The organism is Proteiniphilum saccharofermentans (assembly GCF_900095135.1).
Classification (GTDB): Bacteria; Bacteroidota; Bacteroidia; order Bacteroidales; family Dysgonomonadaceae; genus Proteiniphilum; species Proteiniphilum saccharofermentans.
Map to the genome: position 1 here is coordinate 533974 of NZ_LT605205.1, position 19470 is coordinate 553443.

13 protein-coding genes and 1 tRNA gene are annotated in these 19470 nt (G+C 37.7%); 7 read left to right on the plus strand and 7 right to left on the minus strand.

Going from position 1 to position 19470, the window contains the following annotated elements:
• Nucleotides 1-2: 2 nt before the first annotated feature.
• The 4 genes from PSM36_RS02020 to PSM36_RS02035 form a co-directional block, all read right to left on the minus strand.
• The gene (locus tag PSM36_RS02020) at nt 3-1358 is read right to left on the minus strand and encodes a neutral/alkaline non-lysosomal ceramidase N-terminal domain-containing protein (protein WP_076928564.1); all 1356 of its coding nucleotides are present in this window, start codon (nt 1356-1358) and stop codon (nt 3-5) included.
• Nucleotides 1359-1558: 200 nt separating this feature from the next.
• Complete coding sequence (locus PSM36_RS02025) at nt 1559-3331, minus strand: RagB/SusD family nutrient uptake outer membrane protein (protein WP_076931988.1); 1773 nt, start codon at nt 3329-3331, stop codon at nt 1559-1561.
• Nucleotides 3332-3342: 11 nt separating this feature from the next.
• Nucleotides 3343-6540: a SusC/RagA family TonB-linked outer membrane protein gene (locus PSM36_RS02030; RefSeq protein WP_083710890.1), complete on the minus strand. Its 3198-nt coding sequence runs from the start codon at nt 6538-6540 to the stop codon at nt 3343-3345.
• 791 nt (nt 6541-7331) lie between these two features.
• On the minus strand, nt 7332-8048 hold the full coding sequence (locus PSM36_RS02035; RefSeq protein ID WP_232001499.1) for a DeoR/GlpR family DNA-binding transcription regulator: 717 nt from the start codon (nt 8046-8048) through the stop codon (nt 7332-7334).
• A 218-nt stretch (nt 8049-8266) separates the two neighbouring features.
• On the opposite strand from PSM36_RS02035, the gene ribF reads away from it, so the two are divergent.
• Nucleotides 8267-9205 (plus strand): riboflavin biosynthesis protein RibF, encoded by a 939-nt coding sequence (gene ribF / locus PSM36_RS02040; RefSeq protein WP_076928566.1) that lies wholly within the window; start codon nt 8267-8269, stop codon nt 9203-9205.
• An 81-nt stretch (nt 9206-9286) separates the two neighbouring features.
• On the opposite strand, the gene mltG is transcribed toward ribF, so the two are convergent.
• On the minus strand, nt 9287-10330 hold the full coding sequence (gene mltG, locus PSM36_RS02045; protein WP_076928567.1) for an endolytic transglycosylase MltG: 1044 nt from the start codon (nt 10328-10330) through the stop codon (nt 9287-9289).
• A gap of 313 nt (nt 10331-10643) precedes the next feature.
• Here mltG and PSM36_RS02050 point away from each other — a divergent pair.
• From PSM36_RS02050 to PSM36_RS02075, 6 genes are all read left to right on the plus strand, one after another.
• Nucleotides 10644-10730, plus strand: a tRNA-Ser gene (locus PSM36_RS02050).
• Nucleotides 10731-11002: 272 nt separating this feature from the next.
• The gene (locus PSM36_RS02055; protein ID WP_076928568.1) at nt 11003-12235 is read left to right on the plus strand and encodes a site-specific integrase; all 1233 of its coding nucleotides are present in this window, start codon (nt 11003-11005) and stop codon (nt 12233-12235) included.
• A gap of 705 nt (nt 12236-12940) precedes the next feature.
• Entirely contained in the window at nt 12941-13996 is a 1056-nt protein-coding gene (locus PSM36_RS02060) for a type II toxin-antitoxin system RnlA family toxin (RefSeq protein WP_161947541.1), read from the plus strand.
• A gap of 6 nt (nt 13997-14002) precedes the next feature.
• Nucleotides 14003-14404, plus strand: a complete 402-nt coding sequence (locus tag PSM36_RS02065) for a type II toxin-antitoxin system RnlB family antitoxin (protein ID WP_083710891.1) — start codon at nt 14003-14005, stop codon at nt 14402-14404.
• An 11-nt stretch (nt 14405-14415) separates the two neighbouring features.
• Nucleotides 14416-15375, plus strand: a complete 960-nt coding sequence (gene rnhC / locus PSM36_RS02070; protein WP_197684912.1) for a ribonuclease HIII — start codon at nt 14416-14418, stop codon at nt 15373-15375.
• A 4-nt stretch (nt 15376-15379) separates the two neighbouring features.
• Nucleotides 15380-16639 (plus strand): tetratricopeptide repeat protein, encoded by a 1260-nt coding sequence (locus tag PSM36_RS02075; protein WP_076928571.1) that lies wholly within the window; start codon nt 15380-15382, stop codon nt 16637-16639.
• On the opposite strand, the gene PSM36_RS02080 is transcribed toward PSM36_RS02075, so the two are convergent.
• The gene (locus PSM36_RS02080; protein WP_154670947.1) at nt 16608-17684 is read right to left on the minus strand and encodes a restriction endonuclease subunit S; all 1077 of its coding nucleotides are present in this window, start codon (nt 17682-17684) and stop codon (nt 16608-16610) included. The genes PSM36_RS02075 and PSM36_RS02080 overlap by 32 nt on opposite strands.
• 2 nt (nt 17685-17686) lie before the next feature.
• Nucleotides 17687-19288, minus strand: a complete 1602-nt coding sequence (locus PSM36_RS02085) for an HsdM family class I SAM-dependent methyltransferase (RefSeq protein WP_197684913.1) — start codon at nt 19286-19288, stop codon at nt 17687-17689.
• Nucleotides 19289-19470: the final 182 nt, after the last annotated feature.

Below are 19470 nucleotides of genomic sequence, written 5' to 3' on the forward strand. Positions count from 1 at the left end.
TTTCATTGATTACTGGCTACATCATTTACGACCTGTTTCATGGCCATTTCATAGACTACCGGCATTTCGGCGGAAAGCGGATAAGGCGCCCCGATGTATATATGCATTTGCTCTTTCTCATATTCGTAGGCATCACGCCCAAAGGCATATTTACTGGGCAGATAAGAATTCTGGCCGTTTGTATACGCGATAAAAAACAGAGTGATACCCGGATTATTTTCACGAAGCAATGTCTGGTATTCATTGAACGGCTCTCCTTGTGAGAAGAATAAGACCAGCCCTCCGATATTTACGCTTGCTATTTCAAAAGGCAGCCAATTTTTCACTTCGTCTTTTGCGATTTTTTCCAAAGTTGCGGAACGCCATCTTTCCACATCATTTTTCCAGGTACCGAATGCATTCCACTGCTTTATTTCGTCGGCATGATCGTTGACTATCTCCGGGGTAATTTTGGAAACACGGAATGGCAATTTCACCTCCATGCTGCTAACGCGAAGAATATTACTCTTTTTTATTTTTTCGGTACGGATATTCCGTACGGCATCCGCCAGTTCCATGCCTCTTGCCTGCGTATAGGATGTGTCGGTCCTTAGTGCTCCGCACGGATCGACATTGCCGGCAGCTCCCGAAAAATAGAATACATCGTTTCCCCATTCTTTGGATAACTCTTCAACGGTTATTCCCGGAAAATCGGTAGATACCACCAAACTGCGGTGATTCAGGCTGACCGGATGACAGGCAAAATTAAGCAGCGAAACAATGGGCTTTTTCTCCTTATCGAGAAAATGGGACAGGTACACGTCATGATCGCAGGGTCCGTCTTTTTCCCTGCGGTTGCAATTGATCTCACACTCTCCTTTACCTGTTTCAATGGTGAACGGGATAAAAGCTTTTTTGTTATTTGCCGTCTGCACCGCATTCCTTACAACGGTTTCACGTAACTTTTTTACAAAAGCGTAATTCGTTCCTCCTTTTTCCGCGCTGCTTCCGCCTGCACGCGGAGCGGAATGGGTATGGGTGGAATGGATAAATATGTGATCGTATGGGATACCTGTTTGCGTAGCTATCTCCTCACGTAATTCGCCGGCCATGTTTATGGATATCTCCATCATATCGTTGGAGATAATGCACACCCTTACCGAGTCGTTTTCAATCACGATACAATGCGTTTTCAAGGGCCTGTGAATACCGGTTGAAAGTCCTTTGCGCGCAGCAAATCCTGCCAGAACAACGGATTCTTCGGGTGTGATATCCGCAATGCCGATATTGCATCTTAATTGATCAGGGGACGAAGAACAACCCGCAAACGTCAAAACATATACAATTACCGGAAGTATATATAATATTAAATGTTTCATTGTAAATCTATTCTTAATCATTTATAAAAGAATGTCTCAAAAGTAAATCGTTATGTCATTGACACAAACCGATTTTTCGGATTCTAAATAAAGTAAAGAATCAATGCACCCACTGATATATAATAAAAATAAATTCTTGCAGGTTCCTCTCCGCCAATTGACGGAGAGGAATGACACTTCTCATTCTAAATACTTCAAACCTAATCGTAAAATGGATTTTGTACGATTACTCCTTCACTTTTTGTATATTCATTACGGGGAATAGGCATTAAGTAATGCTGAGGTAAAAATTTACGGACCGTGAACTTTTCAAGACATTCGCTATAGTCAGGTTCTCCGTCAGTCCCTTTTTTAGCGATCTTCCATTCGATTCGATCGTCTTGGAGGTCGGCAGTTCCATTATCATGGCGGATGCCTTTTATCGCATATGTCATGATGTTTTCATACTTTTCAGCTAATTTCCAGCGGCGCAGGTCAAAATAACGCTGATCTTCGAAAGCATATTCGATACGGCGTTCCTGGATCAGTTTTTCTCTCATTTCTTCGACTGACAGGGACGAAGATACATGAGGCATCATGACATCTGCCCGGTCGCGTATTTTGTTAATATATTCCGCACAAGTAGCCACATCACTATTGTATTCCAGGCTTGCTTCGGCATAGATCAGGTATATTTCCGCCAACCGGAACCACGGGTACATTAACGTAGCATTAACCGATTCGCTTACCGGCTCATCATCAATCAACCATTTACGTAACCAGTATCCGGTACATTGATTGGCTTCCGCCTGATAAGGGTCATTGGTTTTGAGGACTGTATTCTCCGGAGCTGGTTCACACATATTCAGCACATACCCCATATATTCGGTTTCCGGTGGCAGGATCGATTTATAGAACCGCGGATCGCGTCCACCCCAGGGATCTTCCGGGTTGTATCCCGAACCCTCTTCAAACGGTTTTTTCCCGGTTGCAGCCATTTCATAGTCGCATATTAAGTTTTCAACCGGTGTACAACTGACCCATCCGCCAATATTTCTGGAAGGGGCATAAAAGAGTTGTGCTAGGTTACCGGAAGTAGGCAGGAAATATTTTGCCCAGATGACTTCTTTTGAACCGGTATTTGTCCAATAATCATCATAGGTGGCGGCAAGTTCATAAGCCCCTGTATTGGCGCGGTCGATCAGTTCTTTTGCAGCGTCGCGTGCCAGTTTCCATTTCTCTTTGTTGTAGGTTCCTTTAAACACATTCCCGGTGGGGTCTGTAGGATCGTTGAACAGAGGACTGGCAGCATACAGATAGGTACGCGCTTTCAATGCTATACATATGTCTGCACCTACTCTGCCCTGTACCTTTGGCTTATCGTCAAGCAAATTGATCGCCTCGTTTAAATCTGAAATCACAAAGTCGACGCAGTCATCATAATTGTCCCTTACCAGATCATACTGATCGCCAAGCTGAAAAACATTTTCAATAATCGGGACGCCGCCGTACCTTGCCAGAAGATTGGAATAGGTCCATGCCCGGAGAAAGTATACCTCACCTTTGAGCTGTTTTTTTACCTCCTCGCCGATGGGGGCATCGTCTACCCGTGAAAGGAAAAGGTTCATATCGCGGACGTAGGAAAACACTCTGGGCCACAGATTAAGGAAAGTCATACGCGTATTATGTGCCGGGCCTCCGTCCCTCATAAAAATGACATTATCCGGTGACAATTCACCCCGTACAATATAATTGGTGGAAGTACCCCCGAAGCGGAAAAAAGCCTCATCGGTAATGGCCGCCATTGTCCCTTCCGTAAAGGGGTGTGGAATCACATTATAAAGTGCATTGACATATTGCTCCATCAGGGATTCATTCGTGAATACCGCTTCTTCCGATAATTTATCAAGCGGTTTCCGGTCAAGAAAATCATCATTGCAAGATGAAAAAACTATGATGGTTATTAATACCAAGTAATATATTATCTTCTTCATATCATTCATTTTTAAAAAGTTAATTTAACCCCTGCATTAAAAATTCTTACTTGTGGGTAATTTTGCGCGTTACTATCGCTGGTCTCCGGATCGACGATTTTTAATTTATCAAAGGTCAGTAAGTTATAACCGCCAATATAAATGCGTAGGTTATTCACTCCGGTTATACTTCCTCCCAGCGATTTTCCGGGTAAATTCACCCCAAGTTCGATATTTTTCAACCGTAAGAATGAAGCGTCGCGATGCCAATAGGTAGAAGGATATACACCGGCATTGTTAATGGTGCCTCCCACGCCCGGATTATCCGCTGTCGGATTACTACTTGACCAACGCCCGTCGGCAATATCCTGCATGATATTCCCTTCGGCAGGATCGATGCGCGGCGATATATAGTATTTTGCCCGTCCCTGTCCCTGGAAAAGAAGTGTACAATCGAACATTTTATAGCGGGCGTCGAATGATAAGCCAAATACGATTTCCGGTACCGTGGTCAGATCCATCCGTTTCATATCTTTGCTGGTAATTTTATTCGGATCGGAAGGAGTGGGATCATTCTGTTTGAAAATAAAATCCCCTAATGTAGCACTGGCGGCAATTTGAGGATATTTTTCCAGATCTTCTTCCGTCTTATTGATTCCGATCACTTCATAAAGCAACATCGCTCCCATAGGATGCCCTTCCAGTTTCAGATAATCATACCCTTCTCCATATGGAGTTTCATCCATATAAACAACTTTATTTCTGGCAAAAAGGAAATTGCCCGACAGATTATATATGAAATCTCCTGATCTTCCAGCATGTGAAAGTTGGAACTCAAAGCCTTTATTGTCCACTATTCCTATATTTTCGTCCGGAAGAGACGTCAATCCCGTATAAACCGGAACGGAAGCATTTCTGGCGCATAAGATATTGGAGCGTCGGGTTTTAAATGCTTCTACTTCAAAGCCGAGCTTTCCTTTCCACAGGGTTCCGTCCAATCCGATATTGTAGGTTTTCGCCACCTCCCAGGTTACATTCACATTCGGGAAAACGCCCGGGTAAATACCGTTTACCTGTTTGCCGTCAAATACCTGCGAACGTCCGTATTGATAGGTTGTCATATACTGAAACTGATCAATCTTGTCATTTCCTTGTTCGCCATAAGAAGCGCGGATCTTCAGGTTATCGATGAACGACAGGTTATCTTTTATAAATCCTTCTTCAGATAGCCTCCATCCTACGGACAGGCCCGGGAAAAGGCCCCAGCGTTTATCTTTCGGAAAGTTTTCTGAACCGTCGTATCGTAGAATAAATTGGGTCAGATATTTATCTTTAAAATCATAGGAAAGTCGCCCGAAAAAACCTCTTCGTGCCGTTTCAGATGCCGAGCCGGTATTGTCATAGTAGGTCTTATCCAGGTCCCCGGCAAATAATTCATCCAAGGCATCCTGAGAGTATTGCTTCCGTTCAGCTTGCAAAACATCGTTCCGGGACTCGCTTTGTTCAAACCCTATTACTGCTCCTACATGATGCATATCGTTGAAGGTGCGGTCGTAATTCATAGTGGCATTCAACGTCAATGCCCATGCCGGTACGTACCGTTCCAATAACTGGGGAGTAACCACATCTTGTGATTTGTATTGATCATACTCTCCAGTTGTTTCATTAAATACATAATATGTGTAGGGTGTTTGCCATTTTTTCCGGAAAGAGCTGGTATTATCATAAGCGACATGTCCTTTTACCGACAGACCTTGCACAAATTTACCTAAATCCCAGTCTGCCGAAAGAGTAGTATTCAGGCGTTGTAAACGGGTTTTATCATATCCGGTGCGATCACTCACCAACGCTATCGGATTGCCCGAACCGGCAAGTAATCCATTGGGATAATATGAAGCCAAGGTTGGGTATCTGTCGCGGGTTCTATAAAAAATACCGTATTCATCACTGGGATATGCCGAATAGTGTTTGTTTTGTATCCGGGCTGAAACATCTACCCCGATTTTAAAATTCGAGGTAACGTTCACATCGATATTCGATCGTAAATTCAACTGGTCGTATTTAGTGGCGCTTTCACGGTAAATGCCATCCTGGGTAACTGCGCCTATAGATGCAAAATAAGCCACTGTATTGGTTCCACCGGCAAAAGAAAGATTATATTTGTGTTGGAAAGATGCCGGTTTAATAATTTCGGCAAACCAGTCAGTATTAGGATAGAGTACCGGATCCGATCCATCGGCGAATTTTCGGATTTCTTCTTCCGTGTATCTTGGGGTTACACCTAATTTTTCGTTGCGCTCATTATATAACTGGGCGAATGTAGGAGCATCTACCATATCCAACAGACGGGTAGGCTGTTGGATCCCAAGATCGTAGGAAAAAGTGATTTCAGGTTTTTTTTCTCTTTGCCCTCGTTTCGTGGTCACCAGAATAACGCCGTTTGCAGAGCGCGATCCGTAAATGGCGGCTGAAGCGTCTTTCAATATCGTAATGGATTCTATATCATTCGGATTCAAGAAGCTGAGTGATTCACGACCGGGTACCCCGTCAATAATGATCAACGGAGAGTTATCTCCTAATGTACTGCGGCCACGGATAAATATGGTGGTTGCTTCCACACCCGGTTCGCCGCTCCGGTTGTTGACAATTACGCCCGGCATGCGTCCTGCAAGTGATGATGAGATATCGACCGATGCGCTTTTTTGAATGCTGGTTCCTGTGGTAGAAACAACCGAGCCTGTAAGTGTGAGCTTCTTCTGGGTTCCATACCCTACTACCACCACTTCGTCCAGGGCCTTTGTGTCTTCTTGTAGAGTAACATTGAAAACATCTTTCCCTGTCGTATTTATATCTTGCTCCAGGTATCCTATATAGGAGATATGAATAACGGCATTTTCGGCAACATTCAGTTTAAAGTTCCCATTTATATCGGTTACCGTACCGTTACTTATTTCGCTTTTTTCTATTACATTTGCTCCAATGACCGGATTTCCATCAACATCGGTTATAGTGCCTGTTATCTCTCTTTTTTGTTGCTGAAAGAATAAAGGCTCTTCATATATCCCATATCCGTCATTGTCTAAATCATTTATAAATGACTTGTCGTTAAAGTTCAAGTTGGCTTTTACGCAAAATGCAGGTATAAACAATAAAGTAATAGTCAAACTAATGAACTGTTTGAAACATACTTTATCTGTTACTCTATTACCTGACAGATCTAATTTGTTCATACATTTTAAATTATTTTTAGTGTAACTCTAGACCTTCCTGCTTAGCAGGTGATAATATTCTTTGACTTTACAATTTTTTCTAAAAGAAATTGCGTCGGTAACGGCTATAAATCTGATCAAAATAACCATCGGCAGTAGATAATTGGTTTTGAGCAATTTTTTTCACTCATACTTACTGTTTGCTGTTTTAGACAATGTCTACTTTTTGGACCATGTCTTCCTACGTTTATTTTTTAAATACTTAATTCTTTGTTCCTTAAATTTTCATAGGCATTTCAGTTTAGATTTTTATTCTTTGCAATTTACCAGATTCACAAGTAGAAATAGGATTCATCGCCACATCGGTATGCGTTTATTAGCGTTTTTGAAAAAATAAATCACGCAAATATATGCATCATTGGAGAATAAAAATTCAAAAAAACAATAAAAAATAAACATATTAACAAAATATAACTTTAAGCGAATAAGTGTAAGGAAAGTGAAAAAAGTATTATGCTGCTCCAAATAAAGGTTTACCGTTAAAATGATTAAAACTTATTAAATTAGGTCTAAATTCAAATTTATATTTTTAAATATAAATTTAGAATATTATTCAGGGTTAGGCACTCATATCTCCTATATCATTTAAGATTTTGTTTGGTTTTTCGATAGGTATTTGATAATCAGTTGGCCATTTCTAAATTTGACAGACCCGGTATACTTTTGAATACTGGTACCTGCCGGAAAAGAGAAATGTAATGATAATTATCGGACTGATGGAGGTTTATAGGTGTGGTTGTAAAGGTGCAATATTAAATTATTTCGATCTGTTTTCGATACCGGGCAAGTTCTTTATCTCTTGGATTCAATTCTGTAATGAGATATGAAATATCACATAAATCGGCAACTTTGTATCTCTTAGAGATATTCAATTTTTCAGAAATTGCCAATAAAGCGGTTTTGTCTGCCGCTTTTATCATTGCCTTATTTACTTGCACAGTCTCCCAATCAATATCTGTAAATCCATTTTCTAAGGAGATGGCATTAACTCCCATAAAACAAATGTCGCACTGAATTTCTGAAATTGCGTTTACAACGCTTGCCCCAATGTGTATATTGGCATTTTTATTTAATTTACCGCCTATAGTATAAACATTGATGTTTTCGTGATCAGACAAAGTAATCGCAATCTGAGGGCTGACAGTAAAAACGGTAAGATTTAGTTTTTGGGGAATTTGATTGGCTAATTCCAAAATAGTTGTACCTCCCTCAAGAAGCAATGTCATATTGTTTTGTATCAATGCAAGGGCTTTTGATGCAATTTTTTTCTTTTCCTCATGTGCATAGATGTTATTATCGGCTATAAAGGGTCTCACAAAAGATTTGCTTATAGCACCTCCATGAACCTTAATAACCCTATTTTCATCGGACAATTCTTTTAAATCTCTTCTGATAGTATCTTCTGAAACGTTAAGTAACGTGCTCAAATCGACAGACAATACTTTATTATGAAGGTTAATCTCTTTCATAATAATTCTATGACGCTCTTCTTTTAACATGGCAAAATCGAATAAATAGAAATATTATTAATCACAAATTTAGATAAAAAAATTGACTTTCTTTCCATTCCGAAATTAACCTCTTATACTAAGATTAAACAAAGGATTAAGAAAAGAATCCTTCTTTTTAAACAAAGCTTCGCTAAATTCGTTTTATATTCGCGGTTTAATAAATAATTTACTCGATTTTGAAATTTATTGATTTAGCTATAGAGAAAGAGATTACCGATCTTTCATTCGTGGCGACTGTAGGTTTTTTTGATGGTGTACATATAGGACACAGGCATCTGATCGATCAGGTAAAGAGGGAGGCGGAGAGGCGCGGATTGCCCTCGGCTGTGGTCACCTTTCCGGTACATCCCCGTAAAGTGCTGCAAAAAGATTATCAGCCGGCGCTCTTATGCGGGTTTGATGAGAAAATTGAACAGTTGGCTACCACAGGTGTCGATTATTGCATTAGTCTTCCGTTTACCGTTGAGCTTTCGCAACTCTCCGCAAAGGAGTTCATGCAAAAGGTACTGAAAGAGCAACTTCATGTGGATACGCTGCTTGTCGGATACGATCATCGTTTCGGGCACAACAGGGAGGATAGTTATCCCGAATACAATCAATATGGAAAGGATCTGGGCATAAACGTGATTCTTGCTACCGAACTTCAATTTGGGGATGATGATGTGAGTTCGTCGCAGATACGCCGGTTGTTGAAAGTAGGGAAGATCAAAGAGGCTAACGAACTGTTGTCGTATAATTACAGGTTGTCGGGTAAAATTGTGGAGGGTTATCAGGTAGGGCGTACTATCGGTTACCCTACGGCCAATATGCGGGTTTGGGAACGTTATAAGGTGGTACCTGAGTTGGGCGTCTATGCCGTGATGGTACATTTGCGTGATCTTATCTATCCCGGAATGCTGTATATCGGAAGACGCCCTACATTGCATTCAGATAACGAGATCAGCGTAGAGGTCAATCTTTTTGACTTCGACGGTAATTTGTATAATCAGTCAATGAGTGTGGAATTTATCGATTTTATCCGTACCGACCGGAAATTCGAGACCAAAGAAGAATTGGTAGTGCAAATCCATCAGGATAAGGAGTCTGTGAAGCAACGGTTGAAAAGTAAAAAATGACAAAAGCCGGTTTGTGTTTAGCAGACTTTCCGTACATTCAAAACCTTATCGCGGAAAACCGTTTATCTTACTGAAGATAATTTAATAGATTCCCCGTGCATTCAGCGCTCTCTGGTATGCCGCAGCATTGCGTGCATGTTCGGCATGGGTGGTTGCGAAGTTGTGTCGGCCGGAGAGATCGTCTTTGGCACACATAAACAGATATCTGTGTTGCTGAGGCGACAATGTGGCTTCTATCGCCTGGATGGAAGGGATCCGGATCGGCCCCGGCGGCAGTCCGCCGTTTTTATAAGTGTTATAGGGCGATTCCACTTCAAGATGCCTATATAGAATGCGGCGCAACGAAAAATCTCCCACTGCGAACTTTATCGTCGGATCGGCTTCCAATCGCATACCCCTGTTTAACCGGTTCAGGTATAGTCCTGCTACGATGGGATATTCGTCGGCATAAGTGGCTTCTTCCTCCACAATGGATGCCAGGGTAGAGACTTGCACCGGCGTAAGCCCGATTTTTCCGGCTTTTTCTTTTCGCCCTTCGTTCCAGAAGAGATCATATTCCTTTTTCATACGCCTCAACAGGTTGTCGATGCTTGTATCCCAATATACTTCGTAGGTGTTCGGGATGAACATTGTGATGAACATATGTTCGTCAAATCCGAATTTTTCGGCATTGGCAGCGTCGTTGAGAGCATTCAGCAGCGAAAGGCTGTCGATCATCAACTGCTGCGAGATACGTCCTGCCAGATTCTCTCTGGTCCGCATGTTGTTGAACGTAAGGTTTACCGGCGCCTGAATGCCTGATCGCAGCCGGCGTATCACATCGGGCATTGTCATGCCGTCTTCAATGGCATATCTCCCGGTTTTTACCATGTGGGGATAATTCATCCGGTCGGCCAGCAGCCGGAATATCTTTTCTGAGGGGAGTCCCGCCTCTTCTTTTAATTGTCGGACTACTTCTTCATAGTTCTTTTCCCGGTCGATATGGATATATGCTGTTTCCGGAAGGGAAAAAGGTTGAAAGATCGTATTATACAGGAAAATTCCTGCTGCAACGACTGCCAACAGCAGAATACCGATGATCAGCAGCACGGTTTTATTCCTTTTTTTCTTTTTTATTTGTTCCATTTTATATCATGTTTCGCGAGAACACGGATGGACAATTGCCCGGGAGTGTTGCTCGTTCCATTTTTATGGAGAGATAGATAAGAGTCGGTACAAAAATAGCACATTTTCGGTAAACTAAATGAGCATAGCCAAACTTGTTTGGTTATGCCATAGTACAATAGAAATTGAAAATGACGAACTTTAATGAAAGATTCATTTGAAAAGGTCGATTTCATTCGATTATTTGAATGTTGTTCCACGAAAATGTTGTCTTTTCTTTGACAAGTTAAAAACAAACATGTATATTTGCATCCGATTTCGCGGAAATCCACAAGGAAGTGTGGGTGAGTGGCTGAAACCAGCAGTTTGCTAAACTGCCGTACGGGTAACTGTACCGGGGGTTCGAATCCCCCCGCTTCCGCTGAAATACAAAGCCAAAAGGCGACAAAAATCAGACAAGGCCTACAAGTTCAATGACTTGTAGGTTTTTTTATTTCGTTTTGTCGGGTCTGAAAGTCAGGAAAAAGACATAAAAGGACATATTTTGCGCTCCAAATCGTACCCCTTAGTGTATGTTCTCAAAAAGGGGTATGATTTGTCTGAAATTGGCGTTGTGCTGTCTGTTATTGGCGTGCTGTCATAATACTCAAATTAAGCAAGTTAAATTAGTTTTACATGTTAAAAGTTTGAGTTATGAGAAGTACATTTAGAGTGCTCTTTTTCCTGAAAAGAGACAAGCAAAAAGCCAATGGGAATGTGCCTATTTTTTGTCGAATTACAATCAACAAAAAGGAAACACGCTTCGGAATTAAAAAAGACATTAACCCTGCAATCTGGAATGTGAAGGCAGGACGGGCAATTGGACGGACGGATGAGGCCGTAGAGGTCAATACCCTTATTGACAAGATTAGAACATCTCTGTTCAATGTTTATAATGAAATTCTTTTAAGTGATGTGGATGTTACTGCCGAAAAGGTGAAAAATCATTTTCTTGGAAGCACAATCAAAGATCACAACCTGCTTGCACAATTTAAACGTCATAACGAAGACGTTAAAAAACTGATAGGGATCAGTAAGTCAAAAGCAACCTACCAAAAATGCGAAGTAACCAGAAAGCATCTTACAAACTTCATCAAAGAGGAGTATAACCTTAGCGATATTTCTTTTAAGGAAATCAACCATCAGTTTATTATTGATTTTGAGGTTTATCTGTTGTCTACGTGTAAATGTAATCCAAATACGACAGCCAAATTTATTCAATTTCTCAAACGGATGGTTATAATCGCTAAAAACAACGGCTGGATAACAACAAATCCATTTGCCAATTACAAAATCCGCACTAAGAAAGTAGACCGTGGTTATTTGACGCAACATGAGATTTACACCATCATGGAAAAGAAGTTCTCTACAGAACGTCTTGAAAAGGTAAGGGATATTTTCATTTTCAGTTGCTTTACGGGGCTTGCATATATAGACGTAAAGAACTTGCGTAAATCCAATATAAGCACATCATTTGATGATAGATTGTGGATTATGGGTAAACGTGAGAAAACCGGCGTAAATTTTAATATACCCCTGTTGGATATACCCAAAAATATTCTTGACAAGTACGAAGATACTTTACCCGATGATAAAGTGCTGCCAGTCCTGAGTAACCAAAAGATGAATGGGTATCTTAAAGAAATTGGCTCTATATGTGGTATTACCAAAGATTTGACATTTCACCTTGCAAGGCATACCTTTGCTACTCTTACTCTTACCAAAGGAGTTTCCATAGAGAGCGTTTCCAAGATGTTAGGTCATACGAATATCAAAACAACTCAAATTTATGCAAGAATCATAGACGAGAAAGTAAGCCAGGATATGGCCTTATTTGCTGATAAGCTCGAAGCAAAGGAGAATAACGATAATCAATTGGCAGTTTAGGTTATCCCGATTATTGGTTTATCTTTTTGACTGTCTGGTTGTTTATACGTCCATCCGGATATATTCCTATTTGTCTGTTTGTACGTCAGTTTAGTTGATTAGCTGGCTAACTGTTTAGCCGTTTAGCCAGCTATTTATTTCATTTTTATATTAATAATTGTGCTAGCTTCACTATATTTATTATTTGCAACCGGACAAATAGCAAGCTGTATTTTCTGCTGCAAGAAACGAGTTTTGCAGCAAAAAATGGCTTTCCCCACAAGGGGGGAAGCAATCTCCGAAGTCGTTTGCTTTTGAGTATTATTTTGGTCTATGACTGGTAACGGGAATAAATCTCTTCAAAGTGTTTATGGTTCCACATAGTTTTCTTACCAGCAAAAATAGGACAACCTTAACTGGTATAAAAGACGGACTAGACCAAATGCCGGAATTGATATGATAGTATTAAAGTTAGAAACATGTATAAGTAAGGAGACTGCTGTTAATTAACCGTAAATAAGGGTGCTGTGTTTTTGGTTGTGTCTGTGTTATGAATCAGAATTGTTATTCTAAAATCAAAGAGTAAAACAAGTTAGGTGCATACTTTGTTATAAATAGACGAATGTGGTACAACTATAATCATTTAAAGGATAGATGTTTAATGGTATTCTTGAATGTGATATTAATATTTATGCTTATATTTGCGGTAATTTATCTTTACAAATTATGGCAAATCCAGTTTATTCATTGATCCCTGACGAAATAGAGCCTGCAGCTAAAGATTTTGTGTCTAATTTAGGAGAGGACTATAAATTCACTCATATAAGTGAAACCGATACTAAGAAGAGAATAGAAATAAGCAAAGGGAAGGACAAGGGTATATTATTCTATTATATTAAAAGAGGACAAATTTCTTTCTCTATTGCAGGGAAAAAGAATTTATATACTGTATGTGAGAATTGCCAAAATTATATTATACAAGAAACAAAATTGGAGTTTGCTGAAAGAAAAAGTGTGACTCTAAATAATGTTGGAGGGGATAATTTTTTAGCATTTATAGAGACTCTCGAAGAAGCTGGATATACTATAAAAAATAAAGATATAAAGGATCCTAATATTAAATACTCCTATAAAATTATAGGAAAATACAAGGATGAATTAAATGTAAACTATTATAATAATAGAACGTTACTTGCTCAAGGGCGTATAACACCTCTTTTTCTTGATTTTACAGTTCAATATACTCCATTATTGAGCAGTAATGATACTATTGAAGATTTAAAAACTCTATTATCCATAACAGATACTGAATCAGAGATTTTAAATAGTGATTTGAGACAACATATAATGTATAATTATGACAAAATTGAAGGAAAAATTGAGATGTTTCTCAATACGTCATTATTGTTGATTAATACCATTATTAAACTTCCAGATTATAGCTCTTATTGTTTTTCTGCTTTAAAAGCTTTGGAAGGAATTATAAAGAAAAGATTTGTTGATGAAATCGGGTCAAACTTTGAAAAAATCGGTGAATTTTTCGAAGAAAAGAAAAAGACTAAGTCTTTTATCCTAAAGTCGGAAAAAGAAGCCCTGTTTGCAAATGAATCAACTTGCAGATGTTTAGAGAATGCTTATTCATTCTTTAATAAAACTAGACATCCCTTATTTCACGCGGATAATTTGGTTGAAGGAACTAGAATAATTGGGTATGACGAGAGTCTTGAAATAACAAAAGAGTGTTTAAGACTCATAAATAGCTTGTGTAAGAATTGGAATTGAATTTATATGAGATCTAATAATACATCATATACTTTTTTGATACTTTCTCAAAAAGAAATATTGGTTATATTTCAAACTTGGGAAAGACCGGATGTTTATCTAAAAGATTTAGTTTCCGATCTAAAAAATAGTATATCTGATGCTAATTTATATTTTGATTTTCTTATAAACAATGGGCTGAAGGATAGATTCTATTTTGCTAATTTCGAAAATGGAGAATTGAACGTAAAAACTTTTAGAAAAATACAGATACCCAATGAATATTTAAAAATAGCGAATAATTACTTTGCAGAACATTGGGAGGTAGTAGAAAAAAAATCTGTTCTAACTCGCATTCAAAAAGTTTTTTTTAAAAGAAAACTTGCTATTAATAATTCGTCTGGAGAACTGGTAAAAGAAAATCCTTAAATGTTGTGATCATGGATGAATTAAGAAAAAAATTAAATGAAGTAGTTCTTATATCAAGACCTAAGCTTGAGAGTAGTGGATATTCGATTTTAGAAATCAAAGAAATAAATTACGGAGTTCAATTATCTCTTAGTAAAGCTGGTTCAAAATCAATAGTCCGAATCTTCTCTAATAATAAAGGAAATATTCGTTATGATTATTCTCCGATAAATGACTTTTTGATAAAATCAGAGATAGCAAATATTCTCGAAGGAAAGCAAGAGATAGGTAATATGGAAGTAGCCCCTGTCCCCAAAGGTAGCATCCAAGATAATGATTTTTTTCCTTTGATAGGAACGGATGAGTCTGGTAAAGGAGATTATTTTGGCCCCTTGGTAGCAGCCGGAGTTTTTGTTGATTTAGATAAAAAACCTCTATTAGAGCAAATTGGAATTAAGGACAGTAAAAAAATTAGTGATAAAAGTATTCCTCTTCTAGCTAATAAAATTAAAGCAATTTGTAAAGACCGATTTGCTGTCATTGAGATTTCTCCAGAAACATATAATAATTTATATGATAAGTTTAAAGAAGAAGGTAAAAATTTAAATACTTTATTAGCTTGGGGGCATGCTAAGGCCATTGAAGAAGTATTAACTAAAGTGGATTGTGATAATGCACTATCTGATAAATTCGCTGACGAAAAGTTTATTATCAGTAAACTCCAAGAAAAAGGGAAAAAAATAACGCTTCGTCAAGAACATAAAGCAGAGAGCAATATTGCAGTAGCTGCAGCATCTGTGTTAGCTCGAGCCAGATTTCTTGAAAAACTTAATAAGCTATCCATTGAATATAATATAGCTTTATCTAAAGGGGTGTCGAAAGACGTTGTAGAGCAAGCAAAAGTAATATTCAATAATCTAGGAGAAAATACCCTGCGAAAAATAGCAAAAATCCACTTTAAAACAACGGAATCAGTAATTTCTCAAGCTTAAGTAAATGGAAAGTCTTTCTGATAAAAGTGAAAGAGCAAATGAATTAAGAAAGAAAGGAGATTTTGTTGCAGCAATCCCTTTATATGAAGAGTTGTACAGAGACAATCCTGATAAATACAATATATCAGGACTTATAAACTGTTATAGGAAAACAGGGCGTTTTAAAGACGCAACCCCTTTGGCTGATGAAATCATAGAAAAATATCCAGATTTTAAATGGGGGCGTAATGAATATGCTTGGACATTAATTCAGGATCAATTGAATAGCTTTCCGGAGACTGGCTCTTTAGATGATTTAATAGCCATCGTTAATAATATTCTAAAAGCTAATCCAGATACTATTGCCCATAACTATACGATATTCAAACTACTGAAATTTGCAAAGAATATTAAAGATTGGTCTGTCTTGAATGAGTGGATTGTCTTAATTGATCCTGAAACATTAGAGCGGGAAAATGAGGGATGGAGCCAAATTGAGCGTTGGTATTATTATCGAGTTGAAGCTTTGATAAATTTGAAGAATGAAGAACAAGCTATTTCCATCATTGCTGAAAATTCAGATAAAATTACTCGTAAAGGGCTTTATTTTGAAAGATTAAAAGCAAAAGCTTATATGCGGTTAGATGATTATGAAAAAGCTGGAGAATCATATAAGAAGGCCATGTCCTTTTCCCGAAATGTTGATTGGTGGTTATTGCAAGAATATGGCATGTTGTTAAAACTACAAAATAAGAAGGAAGAAGCTCTTTCTTACATGATTAGGGCTGCAGCATCTAAGCCTATGTTTACTGCAAAGAAAGTGACACTATATGCCAATATTGCAGATTTTTTTATTGACCAGAATGATGATGATGATGCTTACATTCATTTGCTCTTATCTAAAAATATAAGAGAAGATAATGGCTGGGGTTTGAAGGACATTAACGATAAATTGAGAATGTTAAATCCGTCTCAAAATATAGAAGGTATGTCCACAAAAGACTTAGAAGACAAGTGCAAAAATATATGGAGAACATACATCCCTCTGCAATCATCGTATGACAACTCTCAAAAAAGAATTACAGGTAAAATCCTCAATTTGTATGATGATAGGTCATTTTGTTTCATTGAAACAAAAAAAGGTGAATCTTTCTTCTGTAAAAAGCGAGATCTCCCATCTGGTTCAAAAACAGGACAAATAGTAACATTCATTCCTAAACCGTCTTTTGACAAAAAGAAAAATAAGGAGTCCTTTAGTGCGACAAATATTCGTTTGAAAGACTAAGATACTCTTTTAATTTTTTGTATTCCTGTAATTTCATATATTGTTCCATGTAGTTATAATCAGGTTCTCCCTTTGAGTTTGTAGGTAGCCTCAAGACCTCTTTTGCGAGCCTTTCCCCACTTCTTTTATAGCCAAAGTTGTATTTACCCCTAACTTTATCTGCTATTGTTGTAATGAACAACCCATTATATCTGTTCAGGTGTTCATTGTACCCCACAGAAATATCAGAAGTCGCAATAAAGTCTTCTTCTTTATATACAGAATACCCCATGGAGCCTTCTCCGTTCCTTATAAAAGCAATACAGTTTCCTCTTTGAACTAAATTCTCGGACATTTCTACAAATGTAAGAACAGCATTATTATTATTAGTTGCACCAAGATAGCTTATCCCATGAGTTGTTTTTTGTAAATGATTAAGTCCTTTAGATTTACCTTGCTCCAATATGAATAGATCACCAATCTTATACTCTCCCCATTCTTTTTCTGATAGAGGTATGATTCGAACATCTTTTATTTCAGAATATCTTTTTTGTATAAAATATTTATATACCTCTTTTTTTTCTTTTTCTTTTTGACGCATAAATGCTTCCATGAAAGGATAATCCGGTTTTCCTTGAGGGGTTATAGGTAAAAGGATTTTGCTTCTTTTTAATCGTGATAAAGTAGCTCCATTTCCACCCCAATTAAACTTGGTCATTTGTATTGATATCAATGGAATTAAATATAGCGCAATATATTTATTTAGTTCTTCACTTGATAAGATCTGAATGTTTTGCCCTGTGTAAAATGGGTAAGGTTGATAAAAAACAGTTTGAGTGTCTAAACCTACAGTAATTACATTTGCTTTATCTATTTTGTATTTTTCTGCTTGTATTTGCACAAAGTCATCATAACCATTGTTTTTATCAGTTCGTGTTATGTATGGAAATCTCCCTGATTTTGCATTCAGCTTATTTCTGTCTATGCTACTTGATGTTGAATAAATATCAAACAGATCATCAAGAAAAAAAACTCCCCAATCTCGATCTTTTAAACTCAGTTTCATAATTATTTCTCCTCTTCAAATAAATAACCTCTACCTTGTAAAACCATATTAAATTCAAAAATAAGATAGTCTGACATCGTTTTTTCAAAATCATTATCTTTGGGAATTTCGTCGTTAAAATAGTAAAATGAATGCAACCATTCATCACTAGCTTCTACGGTCGTTTTTACCATGAATCGACTCTCTGATGGTGCATCATGAAGCCAGCAATTTAATAATTGCTGCTTTTTCTCAATAGTCCGCTCTGTTTTTACTAATCCGATATGTTTACTGACGATATAACCATCATCTTCAAAATTTACAAACTTGCAATATTTATTTTTATCATGAGGTTTATGGGCAGTGAAAACGGCAATACATGGATTTGTGCCTACTCGATAAAATGTCTCTTTATTAAGTGTTATAACTCCCTCAAGTGTATGATATTTTAATATTTCAGCTTTCACTTTTTTGTCTTCCTTAGTTTTTCCAATCATTGTCGATTGAGGAACAATAACTGCACATCGAGCAGCATCAGCACATCCATCCAAAAGATGTTTTATGAAATGTATTTCTGAAAGATATGCAGTCTCTTTGTTTTTGGCCTGAGAATAAGGTGGATTCATAAAGCCAACAGTAATATTTTTTTCTCGTAGAGATTCTACCGATTGTTTCAGAAAATCTAGGTTCTCCAGATTGCTTTTCCCATCACCTCTCAGAATCATATTAGTTGTTGCAATAGAAAACATGTCTTCTCTGATTTCTATTCCATAGAGTTGTTCTTTACGTATTTCTTTTTTCTGTTTTTCAGAACTTGCTTGCAGAAGCATCTTGTGCATTGCTGCAATAAGAAAGCCTCCTGTTCCACAACATGGGTCGAACACGCGATCCGTAGGCTTTATTTCTACCAGATCACAAAATAACTCTGTTATATGAGAAGGAGTTAAAACAACTCCTAGTGTTTGTCCATCTCCACCACTAAACCGAATAAATTCACCATAAAAACGACCTAAAACATCTTCTGTGTGATTAGCTTTCACAGAAGCAAGTACATTTTTCTTTAAATATTTAGTGAAATACTTCAATGGGGTCTCTTGCAAATAATCATTTACTGTATTTAATATTGTTCTATCTTTGATAAGGTTAAACTGTCCCAATACTTTATCTCTTTTGAAAGTAGGTGTGACTTCTACACGATCCATATAATTGGATAGGGCCGAATATATCTTTTTGCCATCAGTATTTAAATCATCTCCGGTAAGAGAATCTACATTAAAGTCTTTATCACTCAAAGCTAATAGAATAGCAGAAACTACTAAAGGTTTCTCATTATCTCCTAATTGACCGTAATTCCGTAAATCCTCATGTAGACCTGCTGATTTTTTTAATATATCTTCTAATTCTAATGTTTCAATAGGAGTTTCTCCTAAAACTTGCTCTCGATAATATCGTTCAATGTTTTTCTCGGAAAAATTTTCAAAATTTTCAACCTCGTGTAGTATAATATATCCACTTTCATCTACAAATATGGGAGTTATTTCATGGTGTTTCTCATCTCCTGAACAGCCAAACGCAAATATCCGCTTATACTCGGTATTTGCAATTATATGCCTGGCATAATGCAATGCTCCATTTTTTGCGTAATTTGAGATTGATGTTGCATCTTCCGCTAATATTGTTTTATATGATTATCCGCAGTTATTCCTAAAGAATTTAGCGGGAAAAAGTTATAAATAAGTTTCGAAAATGCTTGTGCAATTCACTGATATTCATTATATTTACATCGATAACGATATAAAGATTCAAG

Bases quoted from the DNA above. Each gene is read 5' to 3' on its own strand.
- PSM36_RS02020 (WP_076928564.1), bottom strand. From the start codon at position 1,358: ATGAAACATTTAATATTATATATACTTCCGGTAATTGTATATGTTTTG.
- PSM36_RS02025 (WP_076931988.1), bottom strand. From the start codon at position 3,331: ATGAAGAAGATAATATATTACTTGGTATTAATAACCATCATAGTTTTT.
- PSM36_RS02030 (WP_083710890.1), bottom strand. From the start codon at position 6,540: ATGAACAAATTAGATCTGTCAGGTAATAGAGTAACAGATAAAGTATGT.
- PSM36_RS02035 (WP_232001499.1), bottom strand. From the start codon at position 8,048: ATGAAAGAGATTAACCTTCATAATAAAGTATTGTCTGTCGATTTGAGC.
- mltG (WP_076928567.1), bottom strand. From the start codon at position 10,330: ATGGAACAAATAAAAAAGAAAAAAAGGAATAAAACCGTGCTGCTGATC.
- PSM36_RS02055 (WP_076928568.1), top strand. From the start codon at position 11,003: ATGAGAAGTACATTTAGAGTGCTCTTTTTCCTGAAAAGAGACAAGCAA.
- PSM36_RS02060 (WP_161947541.1), top strand. From the start codon at position 12,941: ATGGCAAATCCAGTTTATTCATTGATCCCTGACGAAATAGAGCCTGCA.
- PSM36_RS02065 (WP_083710891.1), top strand. From the start codon at position 14,003: ATGAGATCTAATAATACATCATATACTTTTTTGATACTTTCTCAAAAA.
- rnhC (WP_197684912.1), top strand. From the start codon at position 14,416: ATGGATGAATTAAGAAAAAAATTAAATGAAGTAGTTCTTATATCAAGA.
- PSM36_RS02075 (WP_076928571.1), top strand. From the start codon at position 15,380: ATGGAAAGTCTTTCTGATAAAAGTGAAAGAGCAAATGAATTAAGAAAG.
- PSM36_RS02080 (WP_154670947.1), bottom strand. From the start codon at position 17,684: ATGAAACTGAGTTTAAAAGATCGAGATTGGGGAGTTTTTTTTCTTGAT.